Below are 19,769 nucleotides of genomic sequence, written 5' to 3' on the forward strand. Positions count from 1 at the left end.
GTAACTATGTATGCATATATTAAAGGGACATTAGCAGTTTTGAATCCTACACATGTAGTTGTGGAAGCTTCTGGTGTAGGATATGAAATTCAAACACCCAATTCTTACCGTTTTCAAAAGTTTATGGATCAAGAGGTTGTCATTCATACGTCATTAATAGTTAGAGAAGATGCTCAACTTCTTTATGGATTTATAAACCAAGAAGAAAAAGATATGTTTTTAAGCTTAATTAAAGTAACGGGCATCGGTCCAAAATCTGCGTTAGCTATATTAGCGAGTAGTTCGCCTAATGAGGTTAAGATAGCGATAGAGAACGAAAACGATTCTTATTTAACAAAATTCCCTGGTATTGGTAAAAAAACAGCACGTCAAATCGTATTAGATCTTAAAGGGAAAGTTCAAATAAATGAAGTAGATAGTAGTCAAATATTAAATGTTGAAGCATCACTCAGTGATAATACACCGATTATTAAAGAAGCGCTCTTAGCATTGGAAGCATTAGGATACTCAAAACGAGAGTTAACAAAAGTGGAAAACGCATTAGCAAAAGAGACGTTCGAATCTGTAGATGATGCAGTTAAAAAAGGTTTACAATTATTGATTTCATAATTATAAATAATATTTAAAAGGGGTGTAAACAATGGACGATAGAATGGTAGATCAGTCTATGCATGATGAAGAATCTTCATTTGAGTTTTCATTGCGACCGACTAAATTACGTCAGTACATAGGTCAATCAACGATTAAATCGAATTTAGAGGTGTTTATAAAAGCAGCTAAGATTAGACAAGAACCATTAGACCATGTGCTATTGTTCGGGCCCCCTGGATTAGGTAAAACGACATTGTCTAACATTATTGCAAATGAAATGGATGTCAATATTAGAACAATTTCCGGTCCTTCTATAGAAAGACCAGGAGATTTAGCTGCAATTCTGTCTAGCTTGCAACCTGGTGATGTTTTATTTATAGATGAAATTCATAGACTAAGCAGTGTAGTAGAAGAAGTTCTGTATCCAGCAATGGAAGATTTCTTTCTAGATATTGTTATTGGCAAAGGTGAAGAAGCGCGTAGTATACGTATAGACTTACCGCCATTTACATTAATTGGTGCGACCACACGCGCCGGTAGTTTGACGGCGCCGTTGAGAGATAGGTTTGGTGTACACCTGAGATTAGAATATTATAAAGAACATGAATTAAAAGAAATTATTGTGCGTACTGCAGAAGTACTTGGTACTTCAATTGATGAAGAAAGTGCTATAGAGTTAGCAAAACGTAGTCGAGGCACACCTAGGGTGGCCAATAGATTATTAAAACGCGTTCGTGATTTTCAACAAGTCAATGATGACGAAGTAATCTGTATTGAAACCACAAAAGCATCCTTGCGATTGTTACAAGTTGATGATGAAGGACTAGACTATATAGATCATAAAATGATGAATTGCATTTTAGAGCAATATAAAGGTGGTCCTGTTGGGCTAGATACAATTGCTGTTTCGATTGGCGAAGAACGAGTTACCATCGAAGATGTGTACGAACCTTTTTTAATTCAGAAAGGATTTATCGAACGCACACCCCGAGGTCGTAAAGCAACACCATATGCATTTGAGCATTTTAGTAAGACGAATGGAAAGAGGGAATAAGTTTGGATATTGAAGCATTTGATTATCATTTGCCTGACTCATTAATTGCACAAACGCCTCTGAAAAACAGAGATGAAAGTAGATTGCTAATTCTTGGCAGACAATCTGGTAATATTGAACACCAACACTTTAAAGATGTTATTGATTATTTAGAAAGCGGTGATACGCTTGTATTAAATGATACGAGAGTAATGCCTGCAAGGTTATTTGGTTTAAAAGAAGAAACTGGTGCCAAAGTAGAAATGTTGATGCTTACTCAAATCGAGGGTAATGATTGGGAAGTGTTACTGAAACCTGCAAAAAGGATTAAAGTAGGTAATAGATTAACATTCGGTGAAGGCAAAATCGTAGCTGAGTGCATAAAAGAGCTTGATCAAGGCGGTCGTATTATGAGACTGCATTATGACGGCATCTTACAAGAGCGCTTAGATGAATTAGGTGAAATGCCTTTACCCCCTTATATTAAGGAACGTTTAGACGATCAGGACCGCTATCAAACTGTATACGCAAAAGCATCAGGTTCTGCAGCAGCACCAACAGCGGGGCTCCATTTTACAGACGAATTATTAGCCCGTATTAGAAATAAAGGTATTAATATTGCTTTCATCACATTACATGTTGGACTAGGCACATTTAGACCAGTTAGCGTGGACAATATAGATGACCATGAAATGCATAGCGAGTACTATCAAATGGATCAAGAAACTGCCGCACTATTAAATGAAACAAAAGAAAAAGAGCATCGTATTATATCGGTTGGTACGACATCTACAAGAACATTAGAAACAATTATGCAATCAAATGAGGAATTTGTAGCTCAAAGTGGTTGGACGGATATATTTATCTTCCCAGGGTTTACTTTTAAAGCTATTGACGGACTGATTACTAATTTCCATTTGCCAAAATCTACACTTGTAATGTTAGTTTCGGCGTTTAGTTCGAGAGATAATATTTTAAATGCTTATAATCAAGCAGTTTTGTCAGAATATAGATTTTTTAGCTTCGGAGATGCAATGTTAATTATTTAGGGAATGAAAGGAGCGTTTATATGCCAGCAGTAACATATGAGCATATTAAAACTTGTAAACAATCTGGTGCGAGATTAGGTATCGTGCACACACCTCACGGCTCTTTTGAAACACCAATGTTTATGCCCGTTGGGACAAAAGCAACAGTTAAAACGATGAGTCCAGAAGAACTAAATCAAATGGAAGCGAAAATCATCCTTGGAAACACATATCATTTGTGGTTACAACCTGGAAATGATATCATCAGAAAGAGTGGGGGATTACATCAGTTTATGAACTGGAATGGTCCGATACTGACTGATTCTGGTGGTTTCCAAGTATTTAGCTTAAGTAATTTAAGAAAAATTAGTGAAAAAGGCGTAGAGTTCCGTCACCATACAAACGGGTCGAAATTGTTTTTGAGTCCTGAAAAAGCTATGGAGATTCAAAATGATTTAGGATCTGATATCATGATGGCTTTTGATGAATGCCCACCTATGCCTGCTGAATATAAATATGTGAAAGACTCAATTGAAAGAACAACTAGATGGGCAGAACGTTGCCTGAAAGCACATAAGAGACCTGAAGATCAAGCCTTGTTTGGGATTATACAAGGTGGAGAATATAAAGATCTTAGAAAACAAAGCGCTGAAGAATTGGTTGCTTTAGATTTTCCTGGATATGCAATTGGCGGCTTGTCTGTAGGCGAACCTAAGCCAGTTATGTATGATATGGTAAAGCATACGGAACAATTTATGCCGAAAGATAAACCGCGTTATTTAATGGGTGTGGGTTCACCAGATGCATTAATAGAATGTAGTATTAGAGGTATGGATATGTTTGACTGTGTGCTGCCAACACGTATTGCACGTAATGGTACTTGTATGACTTCTCATGGTCGTGTGACTATTAAAAATGCTAAGTATGCAGAGGATTTAGGGCCACTTGACGAGAATTGTGATTGTTATACTTGTAAAAATTATAGTAGAGCATACATAAGACATTTAATAAAAGCAGAAGAAACTTTTGGTATCCGTCTTACTACTTATCATAATTTACATTTCTTGCTTAAATTAATGGAAAATATCCGACAAGCAATACGTGAAGATCGACTTCTTGATTTTAAAGAAGAATTCTTTGAACAGTATGGACTAAATGTTGAAAACCCAAAAAACTTTTAAAAAGGGAGAAATAAAATAATGCAATTTACTTCATTGATATTACCAATTTTATTATTAGTATTAATGTGGTTCTTTTTAATTAGACCACAACAGAAAAAGGCTAAAGAGCATCGTGAAATGATTAGCCAAATTACATCTGGTCAACGTGTAACAACTATCGGCGGTATCAAAGGTACTGTACGTAGTGTTGATGAAACTACAGTTGTATTAACTTTAAATGGTAATGGTACTGAAATCACTTTAGAAAAACCTGCTATCAAACAAGTTGATCCTTCGTAACAAATAACGTATTGATACATGGGAATGTATTAATTTCGAAAATAAAAACAAACCAATTGCTAATGATTAGCTTTTGGTTTGTTTTTTTATTTTAATTCTAATTAAATATGTAAAATAAATGCCACAACTTGATTTACTTAAAGGCCAATTTATACAGCTCGTGTTATACTTTGTAATATATTCTACACATTATTTAATTAATAGCGTAGAAACTTCTAAAGTTGTTAATCCTAATGTTTATAACGCTTGCAATTAAATTTTCTTTTAATATTTAATAGAGTTAGTTTTTACACTGGATGTAATATGTTAAGATATATAGGTCGTTCAGATAATTTAATGAAGTTTAATAAAACTTGCAATAATTGATATTAGAAGCGTATTCTTAAAACATAAGCTTAGAATGAGGTGTTCAAGTGAAGAAAAGTAATAGAATAGTTGCGTTTATATTACTTGTAGTCCTCCTGTTTGCAGGCATGGGACTCACGTATAAGAGCGTAGTTAAGGATGTTAATCTTGGTCTTGATTTGCAAGGTGGATTTGAAGTCTTATACCAAGTAGATCCTTTACAAAAAGGTGATAAAATAGACGATAAAGCGGTAAAAGCTACGGCTAAAACGCTTGAAAATCGTGTGAACGTATTAGGGGTCTCAGAGCCTAAGATACAAGTAGAAGATAAAAATAGAATTCGCGTACAACTTGCCGGTGTTAAAAACCAATCCCAAGCCCGTGAGATATTATCTTCTCAAGCAAATTTAACAATTCGTGATGCTGATGACAATATCAAATTAACTGGTAAAGATATTCAGCAAGGTTCTGCAAAACAAGAATTTAAACAAAACACGAATCAACCAGCGGTTACATTTAAATTAAAAGACAGTGATAAATTTAAAAAAGTAACTGAAGAAATTTCTAAAAAAGATGAAAATGTAATGGTTGTGTGGTTAGACCATGAAAAAGGCGACACTTATCATAAAGAAATGAATAAGGAAGATCCTAAATATGTTTCTGCAGCTTCAGTAGATCAACCAATAAATTCTGATAGCGTTGAAATTTCAGGCGGCTTTAATGGTGAAGAAGGCGTAGAAGAAGCGAAACAAATTGCGGATTTACTAAATTCTGGTTCACTACCAGTTGATTTAAATGAAATATATTCAAATTCTGTAGGTGCTCAATTTGGCCAAGATGCTTTAGATAAAACGGTATTTGCTGCTGCAATCGGTATTGCTATTATTTATCTATTCATGTTAGGATTTTATCGTTTGCCTGGTTTAGTGGCTGTTATTGCGTTAACAGCATATATTTATTTAACGTTATTAGCGTTTAACTTTATTTCAGGGGTATTAACTCTCCCAGGCCTTGCAGCTTTAGTACTCGGAGTTGGTATGGCTGTCGATGCTAATATAATCATGTATGAGCGGATAAAAGATGAACTTAAGATTGGACGCACACTTAAACAGGCATATAAAAAAGCGAATAAGAGCTCTTTCTTAACTATCGTAGATGCTCAGTTGACAACAGTTATTGCTGCTGCTGTACTATTCTTCTTTGGTGAAAGTTCAGTTAAAGGTTTCGCTACAATGTTACTATTAGGTATTTTAATGATATTTGTAACAGCTGTATTCCTATCGAGATGGTTGTTATCGTTACTTGTGTCATCTAATTATTTCAAAAAATCAACTTGGCTATTTGGGGTTAGCAAGAAAAAAATATTTGATATCAACGATAAAAAAGAAATTCATGATTTGAAAACGCCATATGAACGTTGGGACTTTATGAAACTTGCTAAACCATTGTTAGCGTTGAGTGTACTTATTATCGTAGTCGGTGCAATAATTTTATTTGTCTTTAAGTTAAACTTAGGTATTGATTTTACAAGTGGTACACGTGTTGACTTTGAATCTGATAATAAAGTTACTGAAACTAAAGTTAAAAATACATTAGAAAACAATGATTTCACACCTAATCAAGTATCCTTAGGTGAAAATGGTAAAACAGCTACGGTTCAATTCAAAAAAGATTTATCTAAAGATGAAGTATCTAAAATACAGGATACGATAGATGATCAATTTGGTCACAAACCAACTGTTAATACGGTTTCACCAGTAATAGGTCAAGAACTTGCTAAAAATGCTATGCTCGCATTGCTATATGCTGCTATAGGTATTATTATCTATATTACATTTAGATTCGAATGGCGCATGGGACTTTCATCAATTCTTTCATTGTTACATGATGCATTTATGATTGTTGCAGTGTTCAGTTTATTTAGATTAGAAGTAGATATTACATTTATAGCAGCTGTGCTAACTATTATAGGGTATTCAATAAATGATACTATTGTTACGTTTGATAGAGTTAGAGAAAACTTGCATAAAGTAAAAGTGATTACTACAAATGCTCAAATTGATGATATCATTAATAGATCGATTCGTCAGACAATGACGCGTTCTATAAATACGGTATTAACTGTAGTTATTGTGGTTATTGCATTATTATTATTTGGTGCTCCAAGTATCTTTAATTTCTCATTAGCATTATTAATTGGACTAATTTCAGGCGTATTCTCTTCCGTATTTATTGCTGTACCGTTATGGGGCATTATGAAGAAACGTCAACTTAAGAAATCTGATAACAATAAGCTTGTAGTTTATAAAGAGAAAAAATCAAATGACGAAAAAATCTTAGTATAATTTAAAATTAAATTTCAAAAGACCACAATTTTTGCAAATGCATTAATTGTGGTCTTTACTTGTTTAAATCACTTATGAAAAGATATGAATTGGTCTATGTGTAAATAGTTTGTTTTTAACGTTATATGATTATTTTACTATCAAATGGTCGATTTAAACGATTCTATAAATGAAACTACTTTTTATTTTGGTATATCTTTTGTATAATGACTTGTGGAAATGAGGGAGAATAGTATGATTAAATCAAAATATACTTGGGATGTTAATTTGCCAGAATATGAAATTGCAGAAGCAGATTCTTCGGATTTAAAGCTAACTCCTATTGTAAAAAAAATTCTAGAGAGTAAAGGATTAACAGAGAAAAACGCAATTCATAATCTCCTTAACAGTACTCCTGTAATGCATGACCCAATGTTAATGAGTGATATGGATAAAGCAATAACACGAATTAATTTAGCAATAGATCAAAACCAAAAGATTTTAGTCTATGGCGATTATGATGCAGATGGCGTTACCTCTACAACGATTTTAGTGAATACGCTGAAAGAATTAGGCGCACATGTAGGTTGGTACATACCGAATCGCTTTTCCGAAGGTTATGGACCTAATGAAATGGCCTTTAAAAACGCATATGAAGAAGGCATATCATTAATTATCACAGTGGATAACGGCATACAAGGTCACGATGAAATTCAAATGGTGCAGGATTTAGGTGTTGATGTAATTGTAACTGATCACCATGAAATTGGTCGCACAATGCCCAATGCATACGCAATAGTTCACCCTATGCACCCAAAGTTTGACTATCCGTTTAAGTATTTATGTGGCGCGGGGGTCGCATATAAAATGGCGCAAAATCTATTGGAAGAACCTCCAGCATATTTCTTAGGGCTAGTTGCGATTGGAACAGTAGCTGATTTAGTATCATTAACAGATGAAAATAGAGCTTTAGTTCAAAAAGGATTAGAAGTGTTAAACAATCATTGCCCACCATCTGTAAAAGCTATACTAAGTCAAGCAGGTTATAGTGATAGTATTACAGAAGAAACGATCGGTTTTATTATAGGGCCAAGACTAAATGCCGTAGGTAGGCTTGAAGACGCTGGTCTTGCCGCAGAATTATTGATGACTGACTCTGATGAGGAAGCAGAATTTCTTGCTGAACAAGTTGAGTTTTTCAACCAAGAGCGAAAAGATATCGTAGCTCGAATTACTGAAGAAGCGCTAGCAGCAGCGGAAATTCAAGTTAATCAAGGAGCGAAATTTTTACTTTTAGCCCAACCTGATTGGCATGAAGGTGTATTAGGTATTGTCGCTTCCAAAATAGTAGAAACTTATAGCTTACCAACTCTAATTTTAAACGTAGATGAAGCGCAAGATCATGCTAAAGGTTCTGCACGTAGTATTGAACAAGTGTCCATGTTTGAAATTTTAAATGCACATACTGATTTAATAACAAAATTTGGTGGGCATCACATGGCTGCAGGTATTACTATGCCGATTGAAAATATTGATATGTTACGTAATGGTTTAAATGATTGGATGGAACAATTAGCAAGTACAACTTCATTGGAACCCCGTAGAAAAGTTGATGTGAAAATTGATGAATCGGATATTACTATTAAAAATATTCAAGATATACAAAGATTACGTCCGTTCGGTACTGATTTTTCTAGTCCCTGTTTTGAGTTAGAAGATATTATAGTTAATCAAAGTAAAGCGATTGGCCAAGATAATAAACATTTAAAATTAGTTATGGGTGATAGTAAGTTACAAGCCATATTTTGGCAAAATGGTCACTTAGTTAAGGAATTGGGAGAGCAACAACCAATTAATGTAATTGGCACGTTACAAATTAATGAATGGAATGGCTTCCAGTCCCCTCAATTTATGATACAAGATTTGGCTAGTAATAATTTACAAATTTTAGATTATAGAAGTAAACGTAATATTAGTAATTTCGAACAGGATACTAAGGATGTCGCATATTTAATTCATAATAAGAATGAAAAATTAGGTGACCACTATTATTATTATGGCGAAGCGATTCAACAACATTATGATAAGTATGTGTTTCGTGATTTACCAACGTCTATTCAAGAAATTAAAGATACGCTTAAAACCGTAAATGTTTCACAAATTTATTTAGTTTTAAACCACGAACGTTCAATATACTTTGAAGGTATGCCAAAAATGGAAACGTTCAAACAATGTTTTAAAGCATTAGCCACTAAACGTGAAACTAATTTAGCTAAAGACGGAATGCAATTATGTGAGTTTTTAAATATACAACCGAGTATGCTTAAATTTATCTTAAAAGTTTTTCTCGATTTAGAGTTTATAAAAGACGAAAATGGTATAATTAAGATGAACAGTGTTTCCACAAAGAGAGAGATTGAATCCAGTAAATATTACCAAGGTCGATTAGATAGAATAGAAGTTGAAAAAGTTCTATTATACGATGACTTTAGTAACTTAAAAAAATGGATTAAATCAGAGCTGATAGATAACTAGGAGGAAGTTTGCATGGATTTAAAACAATATGTGTCTGAGGTTGAAGATTGGCCCAAATCAGGCGTTAATTTTAAAGATATAACAACGATTATGGATAATGGTGAAGCATATGGTTATGCTACTGATCAGATCGTAGAATATGCTAAAGATAGAGATGTTGATATTATCGTTGGACCGGAAGCACGTGGTTTCATCATTGGATGTCCAGTGGCTTATTCAATGGGGATAGGTTTTGCACCAGTAAGAAAAGAAGGCAAATTACCAAGAGAAGTTATTCGCTATGAGTATGATTTAGAATATGGAACAAACGTACTTACTATGCATAAAGACGCGATTAAACCAGGGCAACGCGTATTAATCACAGATGACCTACTTGCGACAGGTGGAACAATAGAAGCGGCTATTAAACTTATAGAACAATTAGGTGGTATTGTGGTAGGTATTGCATTTATTATTGAACTTAAATATTTAAATGGAATCGAAAAAATTAGAGATTATGATGTTATGAGTTTAATTTCATATGATGAGTAATCAGTATAATTAAGCCAAAGGTTAGATATTACTAACGTTAGTTAAAATAAAAATGCATCTTCATTTTTACGAATGGAGGTGTATTTTTTTAATTTAATATAAGTGCACCAAACGAAAAGTGAGAAACAGTTCTGTGTCACTAGAATCAACTAAATTTGAGAATATTATTTCGAATGTATTAGCTATATAGGGTAAAATGGCATGAGTTACTAATGATTTTGAAAATAATATAGCTTAAATCCGTATATATAAGATAAAATAAAACCATATTTTACTATTAGTATGGCATACTCATTTATTTATTTATTAACATGTAGTATTATATAACTATTATACATAATTTGGCCGAATAACGTGAAAAAACGTTACAATCATAATTAAATGAAAATTAATTGAAGCTAACGAAATATAATACTGGGTATCTAATAGCGATTAATATTTAGTATAGGGGTGTCTTAAGTGAACAATGAATATCCATATAGTGCCGATGAAGTACTATCCAAAGCAAAATCATATTTATCTAAGGAAGAGTATGAATATGTGTTAAAGAGCTACCACATTGCCTATGAGGCACATGAAGGCCAATTTAGAAAAAATGGTTTGCCGTATATTATGCATCCAATTCAAGTTGCGGGTATTTTAACTGAAATGCATTTAGATGGCCCAACCATTGTTGCAGGTTTTTTACATGATGTTATAGAAGATACGCCTTATACATTTGATGATGTGAAGGGTATGTTTAATGAAGAAATTGCAGTTATTGTCGAGGGTGTAACTAAATTAAAAAAAGTGAAGTATCGATCAAAAGAAGAACAACAAGCAGAAAATCATAGAAAATTATTTATAGCGATAGCTAAAGATGTGCGAGTAATCTTAGTTAAATTAGCAGACCGCTTACATAACATGAGAACGTTGAAAGCAATGCCTAGAGAAAAGCAAATTCGAATTTCAAAAGAAACGCTTGAAATCTACGCACCTTTAGCACATAGACTAGGTATTAATACAATTAAATGGGAATTAGAAGATACAGCATTGAGATATACAGATTCTGTTCAATATTTCAGAATAGTAAATCTTATGAAGAAAAAACGTAGTGAGCGAGAAGAATATATTCAAAATGCTATTAATCAAATACAAAATGACTTGTCGAACATGCATATTGTTGGGGACATAAACGGGCGTCCAAAGCATATTTATAGTATTTATAGGAAAATGGTAAAACAGAAAAAACAATTCGATCAAATCTTTGATTTATTAGCAATTAGAATTATTGTCAATTCCATTAATGATTGCTACGCTGTGTTAGGTCTGGTTCATACACTATGGAAACCCATGCCAGGAAGATTTAAAGACTATATTGCCATGCCGAAACAAAATATGTACCAATCCTTACATACTACTGTAGTAGGGCCGAATGGTGATCCGCTTGAAATTCAAATTAGAACTTATGAAATGCACGAGATTGCAGAGCATGGTGTGGCAGCGCATTGGGCTTATAAAGAAGGTAAAAAGGTTACTGAAAAGTCTCAAAATTTTAATAAGAAATTAAATTGGATCAAAGAATTGGCAGAAACAGATAATACTACTTCTGATGCAGAAGAATTTATGGAAACTCTTAAATTTGATTTACAAAGTGATAAAGTTTATGCCTTTACGCCTGAAAGTGATGTCATTGAATTACCATACGGTGCAGTACCAATTGATTTTGCTTACGCTGTTCACAGTGAAGTAGGTAATAAAATGATTGGTTCAAAAGTAAATGGCAAAATTGAACCGATTGACTATGTGTTGCAAACAGGAGATATTGTTGAGATAAGAACAAGCAAGCACTCATATGGTCCTAGTCGTGATTGGTTGAAAATTGTAAAATCATCAAGTGCTAAGAGTAAAATTAGAAGTTTCTTCAAAAAACAAGACCGTTCTTCAAACATTGAAAAAGGTAAGTTTATGGTCGAGGCTGAAATTAAAGACCAAGGCTATAGAGTAGATGCAGTTTTAACAGATGAAAATATCGAAGTTGTTAACAATAAATACAATTTTGCTAATGAAGATGATTTATTTGCCGCAGTTGGTTTTGGTGGTGTGACAGCGTTGCAAATTGTCAATAAACTAACTGAAAAACAACGTATTTTAGACAAACAAAAAGCATTAAATGAAGCACAAGAGATTACTAAATCAGTACCTATTAAAGAAGATATAACCACGGATAGTGGTGTCTATGTTGAAGGTATTGAAAATGTTTTGATTAGACTATCAAAATGTTGTAATCCAATCCCTGGTGATGATATTGTAGGATATATCACAAAAGGCCATGGTATAAAAGTGCATCGTACAGATTGTCCAAATATCAAAAATGAAAATGAACGTTTGATTCATGTAGAATGGGTACGCTCTAAAGATTCGACCCAACGTTATCAAGTAGATTTAGAAGTTTCTGCGTATGACCGAAACGGTCTGCTAAATGAAGTGTTACAAGCGGTAAATTCAACACAAAGTAATTTAGTGAAAGTGTCTGGACGTTCTGATATCGATAAGAATGCAGTGATTAATATCAGTGTAATGGTTAAAAATGTGAATGAAGTATATCAAGTTGTAGATAAGATTAAACAACTTGGAGATGTATATACTGTAACAAGAGTTTGGAATTAGAGGTGTAACTAAATGAGGGTAGTAGTCCAGAGAGTCAAAGAAGCTTCAGTTTCAAATGATTCTATAGAAAACAAAATAAATAAAGGCTACTGTTTGCTTGTGGGTGTGGGTAAATCCTCAACAGAAGCAGATATAGCTACATTAGCCAAAAAAATCCTTAATGCAAGACTATTTGAGGATGAGGATGGAAAATTAAATTTAAACCTTCAACAAATTGGTGGAGAGATTTTATCGATTTCACAATTCACACTTTATGCAGATGTGAGAAAAGGTAATAGACCTGGGTTTACACAATCTATGCCTCCAGAACGCGCTAATGAATTATATGAAAAATTAAATGAAACACTCCGTTCTTATGGAATAAATGTGTTAACAGGTGAATTTGGAACTGATATGTTAGTTAATATTGCCAATGATGGGCCTGTAACAATTATTTATGAAAGTCAGGATGGCAAAATCATATGAAAAAAATCAATACTTGGCTAGAAAAAAATAAGCTTAAAAATTTCCCCGCGCTAATTGTCGTTGTAACATTTGTTGTCTTTATCATTATGATTATCTCTTTCTTAAATCATAATGATGAGGATAGTAGTAGTATCTATGTTATAGAAGATGCAGAACTAAGAACTGGTCCAAGTTCAGCTTATCCAGTTATTAGTAACATCGATAAAGGACAAAACTTCCAAAAAATAGGTAAGACAGGTAAGTGGTTAGAAGTAGAATCTGCTAACAAAAAAGAAAAAGGTTGGGTAGCAGGATGGCATACAAATTTAGATATTGAAGCAGATGCTAATCATAACGCCAAACCTTTAAAAGATAAAACGATAGTACTTGATCCTGGTCACGGTGGTAGTGATCAGGGAGCATCAAGTAATACAAATAAAAAAAGTATCGAAAAAGTATACACTTTAAAAACCGCTAAAGAGCTAAAATCACTTTTGGAAAAAGAAGGTGCTACGGTTAACATGACTCGTGAAACCGATAAATACGTTAGCTTGGATGAGCGGAATATAAAAGGTGATGCTTATATTAGTATACATAATGATTCACTAAAGTCATCTAAAGCAAATGGTAGTACAGTTTATTGGTTCAAAGATAATCAAAAAGCATTAGCTGAAACATTAAGTGCCAGTTTGCAAAAGAGAGCATTACTGACGAATAAAGGTGCTAGACAGGAAAATTTCCAAGTATTGAGACAGACTGACATTCCAGCCGTATTATTAGAATTAGGTTACATTAGTAATCCTACTGACGAAGATATGATTACGGATCAATTACACAGACATATACTTGAAAAAGCAGTTGTAGATGGCTTACGTGCATATTTTTCAGAATAAAAAGGTTGCATAATCTTCATAAACTGGTTATTATTAAGTATGAATTCTATATTAAAACCGATATGATTCTTGAATTTTCTTTACGAAATGGTAGCAAAATATGCGAAGAGACATAATTCATGGCTGAAAAATTATGCATAGTAGTTTAGAAAAATTGAACACAAGAACAGGTGCTTTGATAAAAGCCGTGTAGCGAGCGTTATTCGTATGAAGTGGATTATAAGTATAACATTTATAATCAATTAGGGTGGCAACACGGAAATTCGTCCCTTGTATGACTTATTAGTCATGCAAGGGTTTTTTTATTGCATAAAAGGAGAGATTCTATGATAAATATACCTAGAGGGACGCAAGATATTTTACCAGATGAAACAAAAAGATGGCGTTTTATTGAATCAAGATTAGATGAATTAATGGAAGTTTATAATTATCAAGAAATTCGTACACCAATTTTTGAAAGCACAGAATTATTTGCACGAGGTGTAGGTGATTCAACAGACGTCGTTCAAAAAGAAATGTACACTTTTAAAGATAAAGGTGACCGAAGTATTACTCTACGTCCAGAAGGCACGGCAGCCGTAGTACGTTCTTATATTGAAAATAAGATGCAAGGTTTACCTAATCAACCGATTAAATTATATTATAACGGTCCGATGTTTAGATATGAACGTAAACAAAAAGGACGCTATCGCCAATTTACTCAATTTGGCGTTGAAGCGATTGGTGCTGAAGACCCAGGTATAGATGCTGAAGTGTTAGCAATGGCTATGCACATTTACCAATCATTTGGATTGAAACATTTAAAACTTGTAATTAACAGTATAGGTGATATTGAATCACGTCATGAATACAATGATGCACTAGTTAAACATTTTGAACCTGTAATTGACGATTTTTGTAATGACTGTAAAGCTCGTTTACACACAAATCCAATGAGAATATTAGATTGTAAGGTTGACAAAGATAAAGAAGCCGTTAAAACTGCTCCTAGAATTACTGAATTTTTAAATGAACAATCTAAACAATATTATACTGATGTCAAACAACATTTGGATGACTTAGGTGTAGCTTATGTAGAAGATCCTAACTTAGTTCGAGGTTTAGATTATTATACACATACAGCATTCGAATTAATGATTGATAATCCAAATTATGATGGTGCGATCACAACGTTATGTGGCGGTGGACGCTATAACGGTTTACTTGAATTATTAGATGGACCAAGTCAAACAGGTATTGGATTCGCATTAAGTATAGAAAGGTTATTACTAGCATTAGATGAAGAGCAAATCGAACTTGATGTTAATCATGATTTTGATTTATTTATCGTAACTATGGGTGAAGAAGCGGATCGTTATGCAGTGAAATTACTTAATGATTTACGTAGAAATGGGATTAAAGCGGATAAAGATTATTTACAACGTAAGGTTAAAGGGCAAATGAAACAAGCCGATAGATTAAAGGCAAACTATACTATTGTTATCGGTGAGCAAGAATTAGAAGATAATAAAATAAATGTTAAAAATATGCTTTCAGGTGAAAGTGAAACTATTCGTTTAGATGAAATCATAAATTATTTTAAAAACTAAGGAGAAGATATCATGAGTAAGCGCACAACATACTGCGGTTTAGTAACTGAATCATTATTAGACCAAGAAGTAATATTAAAAGGTTGGGTCCACAACCGTAGAGATTTAGGTGGTCTCATTTTCGTTGATTTAAGAGACCGTGAAGGATATGTACAAGTCGTATTTAATCCTGATTTTTCTGAAGAGGCATTAAAAATAGCTGAAACAGTGAGATCTGAATATGTAGTTCAAGTTAAAGGTATCGTAAAAAAACGTGATCCTCAAACAGTGAACCCGAAAATTGCTACAGGTCAAGTAGAAGTACAAGTTTCAGAAATTGAAATTATAAACAAAGCAGAAACACCTCCATTTGCGTTGAATGAAGAAAATCAAAACGTGGATGAAAATATCAGATTAAAATATAGATATCTAGATTTAAGACGTCAAGAATTAGCACAAACATTTAAGATGAGACACCAAACTACACGTTCAATCAGACAATACTTAGATAAAGAAGGCTTTTTTGATATTGAAACGCCTGTATTAACTAAGTCAACACCTGAAGGGGCACGTGACTATCTGGTACCTTCACGTGTACATGACGGTGAATTTTATGCATTGCCTCAGTCACCTCAACTTTTTAAACAACTATTAATGATTGGCGGTTTCGATAAATATTATCAAATCGTAAAATGTTTCCGTGATGAAGACTTACGTGCCGATCGCCAACCTGAATTTACACAAGTCGATATTGAAATGAGCTTTGTAGATCAAGAAGACGTTATGGAAATGGGAGAAGAAATGCTACAAAATGTAGTGAAAGATGTAAAAGATGTTGAAATTCCAAGACCATTCCCTAGAATGACGTATGATGAAGCAATGCAACGTTTTGGTTCAGATAAACCAGATACTCGCTTTGATATGGAATTGATAGATGTATCAGAATTAGGAGAAATCATGGATTTCAAAGTGTTTAAAGATGCTGTGACTAATAATGGTCAAGTTAAAGCGATAGTTGCGAAAGGTGCGTCAGATCAATATACAAGAAAAGATATTGATGGTTTAACTGAATTTGTAAATATTTATGGTGCTAAAGGTTTAGCATGGGTGAAAGTCGTTGATGAAGGTGTGAACGGCCCAATTGCTAAATTCTTTGAAGCAGACCATGTTACTAAGCTACAAACATTAACTGAAGCGCAACCAGGTGACTTAGTATTGTTCGTAGCAGATAAACCAAGTGTTGTTGCACAGAGTTTAGGTGCGTTGCGTCTTAAGTTAGCTAGAGAATTAGATTTAATTGATGAATCTAAATTAAACTTCCTATGGGTAACAGATTGGCCTTTATTAGAATATGATGAAGACTTAAAACGTTATACTGCAGCTCATCACCCATTCACAGCACCAAAACAAGAAGATATCGCTAAATTAGATACTGAACCTGAAAATGCACAAGCTAACGCTTATGATATTGTATTAAATGGTTATGAATTAGGTGGCGGATCTATCAGAATTCATAATGGTGATTTACAAACTAAAATGTTTGAAGTACTAGGCTTTACCGAGGAACAGACGCAAGAACAATTTGGATTCTTGCTAGATGCATTCAAATATGGTGCGCCACCACATGGCGGTATCGCACTTGGTTTAGACCGTCTAGTAATGTTATTAACAGGTCGTACAAACTTACGTGATACAATTGCGTTTCCTAAAACGGCTTCAGCTACATGTTTATTAACAAATGCACCAAGTGAAGTTTCTGAAAGCCAATTAGAAGAATTGTCATTACGAATTAGACATTAATTTTTGTTATAAGCTTTTATTCTTGCTAATTTCAAATATTGTGTTATTATTAATCCCATAAGATAGTCATCTGTAGTGTTCGTATGTTTGCTTTATATTTGGGCCTAACACACTTTGATCCGGGAGCCCAATGGGTTTTCTTGCAGCGCACACGCCTCATTAGGAGGACTTGCAAAACAAGAAACAGGGCACCCACCTGTTTTAAGCAGGCCGAATGATCAAGCATTTTATAACTACGGCACTTATGGACTCTATCGGTACGCAAGACTTCGGTCTTGCGTATTTTTTTGATATAAAATACAAAACTTGATATTTTTAATTAAATTGAAATAAAATAAATGTATTAAATTCAATAATAGAAACAGAATTTTAAACGAAAAACTATATTTAATCGCTTTTATTATTAAGGAGAATGGCATGAAACATCAATTTTCAAGAAATGAATTGGCTTATGGCCAAGAAGGTTTAGAATTATTAAAACAGAAAACTGTGGTGATTTTAGGTGTTGGAGGAGTTGGATCATTTGCTGCCGAAGCTCTAGCACGCACAAATATTGGACACATCATTTTAATAGATAAAGATGATGTAGATATCACTAATGTGAATCGTCAATTACATGCATTAACAACAACTGTTGGACAAAGTAAAGTTACTTTGATGGAAGAACGTATTAAATTGATTAACCCAGAATGCAAGGTAACTTCATTACATATGTTTTATACAGAAGAAACATATGAAGCGTTGTTCAATAATTATGATATTGATTACTTTGTTGATGCAAGTGATACCATCATGTATAAAGTGCATTTAATGAAAGAATGTTTGGAAAGAGGTATATCTGTTATTTCTAGTATGGGTGCCGCAAATAAAACAGATCCGACTCGATTTAAGATTGCTGATATTTCTGAAACATATATGGATCCAATGGCTAAAATCATTCGTCGTAAATTGAAAAAATTAGGTATATATAAAGGAATACCTGTCGTATTTTCAGATGAAAGCCCCATAGTTATAAGAGAGGATGTTAAAGATACTGTAGGTGATGCAAACGCACCAACCAGAAAGGGACAAATCCCACCATCTTCGAATGCATTTGTACCAAGTGTAGTTGGTTTGATTAGCGCCAGCTATGTCGTTAATGATATTTTAAAAGATATACCCGTATCGCGTATTAAAGATAAAATATAAAATTATAGCTAGTATTCTAGTTATCCAACACTTTATATTAAAAAACAGAGATTGAGATTATGACATCTCAATCTCTGTTTTTCTAGCTTAAATCCAGAATTTTTAATTTTTTTGTTGCGCTTGGGTAATATTTTCATAAACCGATTTGAATTGTTGCTCACTTTTAGAAGTTGTTTTCGGTTCATAATAAATTCTGTTTTTTAATTTATCAGGTAGATATTGTTGAGGAATAAATCCACTATCATAATTATGAGGATACTGATAACCGATAGCACGTCCTAGTTCTTTAGCGCCAGCGTAGTGTCCATCTTTTAAATGATCAGGAATTTGTCCTATATGACCTTTGCGTATATCAGAAAGAGCAGCATCAATAGCAGCGATACCTGAATTAGATTTAGGAGATAGGCAGAGTTCAATAACGGCCTGACTTAAGGGTATTCTAGCTTCAGGAAAGCCTAAGCGTTCAGCTGATTCGATAGCAGCTAATGTGCGTTGTCCCGCGCTAGGAGATGCGAGGCCAACATCCTCATAACTTATTACTAGCAACCGTCTAACGATTGTTGGTAAGTCGCCTGCTTCAATTAAGCGTGCTAAATAATGAAGTGCAGCATTTACATCACTACCGCGAATTGATTTTTGAAACGCACTCATCACATCATAATGCATGTCGCCATCTTTATCACTTACAAAAGCTCCTTTTTGCAAGCAATCCTTAGCGTCTTGTAAGGTAATGTGACGTTGGCCATCTGTAGTTTCGGAACTTAAGACTGCTAATTCTAAGGCGTTTAAAGCACTTCTCACATCACCTTGGCTTTGAGTAGTGAAATAGGACATTGCATCTTCGTCCACTATAGGATTATAACTTGCTAGGCCACGTTCTTCGTCATTTAAAGCTCTATCCAGTGAAGTTCTGACATCATCTTCATCTAGTGGATAAAGTTCAAATATTTGAGCTCTTGAGCGAATAGCAGGATTTATTGCGTGATATGGGTTTGAAGTTGTAGCTCCAATCAGCACAATTTTTCCATTTTCTAAATGTGGTAATAGGAAATCTTGCTTAGCTTTATCTAAACGATGGATTTCATCTAATAATAAAATAACTTGTCCAGACATTTTAGCTTCTTCAACTATAAGTTGCATATCTTTTTTTGTATTTGTAACTGCATTTAATTGACGGAATTTAAATTGAGTACTTCCTGATATAGCTTTAGCAATACTTGTTTTACCGATACCAGGTGGTCCATAAAAAATCATGGAGGATAATCTTTTTGTTTCTACCATCCTTCTTATAATACCTTTTGGACCTACTAAATGCTTTTGAGATATAATCTCATCAATATTACTTGGACGCATTCTTGAAGCTAGTGGTTCGTTTGACAC

At 33.7% G+C, this 19,769-nt stretch carries 15 protein-coding genes and 1 other RNA gene; 15 read left to right on the top strand and 1 reads right to left on the bottom strand.

The window, feature by feature from the left end; all coding sequences use genetic code 11:
* Nucleotides 1–6: 6 nt before the first annotated feature.
* From ruvA to J5E45_RS01070, 15 genes are all read left to right on the top strand, one after another.
* Entirely contained in the window at nt 7–609 is a 603-nt protein-coding gene (gene ruvA, locus J5E45_RS01000; protein WP_208181470.1) for a Holliday junction branch migration protein RuvA, read from the top strand.
* A gap of 31 nt (nt 610–640) precedes the next feature.
* The gene (ruvB, locus tag J5E45_RS01005) at nt 641–1,645 is read left to right on the top strand and encodes a Holliday junction branch migration DNA helicase RuvB (protein ID WP_039068313.1); all 1,005 of its coding nucleotides are present in this window, start codon (nt 641–643) and stop codon (nt 1,643–1,645) included.
* Nucleotides 1,646–1,647: 2 nt separating this feature from the next.
* Nucleotides 1,648–2,673, top strand: coding sequence for a tRNA preQ1(34) S-adenosylmethionine ribosyltransferase-isomerase QueA (gene queA, locus J5E45_RS01010; RefSeq protein WP_039068312.1), 1,026 nt, complete (start codon nt 1,648–1,650; stop codon nt 2,671–2,673).
* 20 nt (nt 2,674–2,693) lie between these two features.
* Nucleotides 2,694–3,833: a tRNA guanosine(34) transglycosylase Tgt gene (gene tgt / locus J5E45_RS01015; RefSeq protein ID WP_039068311.1), complete on the top strand. Its 1,140-nt coding sequence runs from the start codon at nt 2,694–2,696 to the stop codon at nt 3,831–3,833.
* Between the two features lie 18 nt (nt 3,834–3,851).
* On the top strand, nt 3,852–4,112 hold the full coding sequence (gene yajC / locus J5E45_RS01020; protein ID WP_039068310.1) for a preprotein translocase subunit YajC: 261 nt from the start codon (nt 3,852–3,854) through the stop codon (nt 4,110–4,112).
* 413 nt (nt 4,113–4,525) lie between these two features.
* Nucleotides 4,526–6,802, top strand: coding sequence for a protein translocase subunit SecDF (gene secDF, locus J5E45_RS01025; RefSeq protein ID WP_208181471.1), 2,277 nt, complete (start codon nt 4,526–4,528; stop codon nt 6,800–6,802).
* Nucleotides 6,803–7,036: 234 nt separating this feature from the next.
* On the top strand, nt 7,037–9,316 hold the full coding sequence (recJ, locus tag J5E45_RS01030) for a single-stranded-DNA-specific exonuclease RecJ (protein WP_107548665.1): 2,280 nt from the start codon (nt 7,037–7,039) through the stop codon (nt 9,314–9,316).
* 12 nt (nt 9,317–9,328) lie between these two features.
* Nucleotides 9,329–9,847 (top strand): adenine phosphoribosyltransferase, encoded by a 519-nt coding sequence (locus J5E45_RS01035; RefSeq protein WP_039068307.1) that lies wholly within the window; start codon nt 9,329–9,331, stop codon nt 9,845–9,847.
* A gap of 459 nt (nt 9,848–10,306) precedes the next feature.
* Entirely contained in the window at nt 10,307–12,496 is a 2,190-nt protein-coding gene (locus J5E45_RS01040) for a RelA/SpoT family protein (RefSeq protein ID WP_039068306.1), read from the top strand.
* A gap of 12 nt (nt 12,497–12,508) precedes the next feature.
* Entirely contained in the window at nt 12,509–12,961 is a 453-nt protein-coding gene (dtd, locus tag J5E45_RS01045) for a D-aminoacyl-tRNA deacylase (RefSeq protein WP_039068305.1), read from the top strand.
* On the top strand, nt 12,958–13,833 hold the full coding sequence (locus tag J5E45_RS01050; protein WP_039068304.1) for an N-acetylmuramoyl-L-alanine amidase family protein: 876 nt from the start codon (nt 12,958–12,960) through the stop codon (nt 13,831–13,833). The genes dtd and J5E45_RS01050 overlap by 4 nt, the downstream gene beginning before the upstream one ends.
* Nucleotides 13,834–14,159: 326 nt before the next feature.
* A complete protein-coding gene (gene hisS, locus J5E45_RS01055) occupies nt 14,160–15,422 on the top strand; it encodes a histidine--tRNA ligase (RefSeq protein ID WP_101049497.1) in 1,263 nt (420 codons plus the stop codon).
* Nucleotides 15,423–15,434: 12 nt separating this feature from the next.
* Nucleotides 15,435–17,201 carry an aspartate--tRNA ligase gene (gene aspS, locus J5E45_RS01060; protein ID WP_039068302.1) on the top strand — a complete coding sequence of 589 codons (1,767 nt, stop codon included), beginning with the start codon at nt 15,435–15,437 and terminating at the stop codon, nt 17,199–17,201.
* Between the two features lie 64 nt (nt 17,202–17,265).
* A non-coding RNA gene (gene ssrS, locus J5E45_RS01065) (6S RNA) lies at nt 17,266–17,456 on the top strand.
* Between the two features lie 162 nt (nt 17,457–17,618).
* The gene (locus J5E45_RS01070) at nt 17,619–18,389 is read left to right on the top strand and encodes a tRNA threonylcarbamoyladenosine dehydratase (RefSeq protein WP_039068301.1); all 771 of its coding nucleotides are present in this window, start codon (nt 17,619–17,621) and stop codon (nt 18,387–18,389) included.
* Between the two features lie 102 nt (nt 18,390–18,491).
* Here J5E45_RS01070 and J5E45_RS01075 read toward each other — a convergent pair whose 3' ends face one another.
* A complete protein-coding gene (locus J5E45_RS01075; RefSeq protein ID WP_039068300.1) occupies nt 18,492–19,769 on the bottom strand; it encodes a replication-associated recombination protein A in 1,278 nt (425 codons plus the stop codon).

It is taken from the genome of Staphylococcus shinii (genome assembly GCF_017583065.1).
GTDB lineage: Bacteria > Bacillota > Bacilli > Staphylococcales > Staphylococcaceae > Staphylococcus > Staphylococcus shinii.